Source organism: Vibrio sp. 10N.222.55.C6 (assembly GCF_041473395.1).
Taxonomy (GTDB): Bacteria; Pseudomonadota; Gammaproteobacteria; order Enterobacterales; family Vibrionaceae; genus Vibrio; species Vibrio crassostreae_C.
The window spans coordinates 1-226 of record NZ_JBFRSD010001059.1; the positions used below are offsets into that span (position 1 = coordinate 1).

Here is a 226-nt window from a genome sequence, read left to right on the forward strand (position 1 = left end):
GCTTAGCTGTTTCTAGCTTTGCGTCTTTACCTGCCTGCTTTTTTTCAAAGCGAGAGATCCACCACCAAGCAAGACCAGAGAATACGGCTGTCATGAATACGTTGATAAAGAAGGCTTGAACTAGGTCAACACCTGTTGGGAATGCAGATGCCGTCATGCTCACAACGAAGATGCCGATAAGTACCGATACAACAGCCATACCTTGCACTCGAGTACCCATGCGGAA

At 47.3% G+C, this 226-nt stretch carries 1 pseudogene; it reads right to left on the reverse strand.

The window, feature by feature from the left end:
* A pseudogene (locus AB4486_RS27540) lies at positions 1-226 on the reverse strand (amino acid permease); the annotation flags it as partial.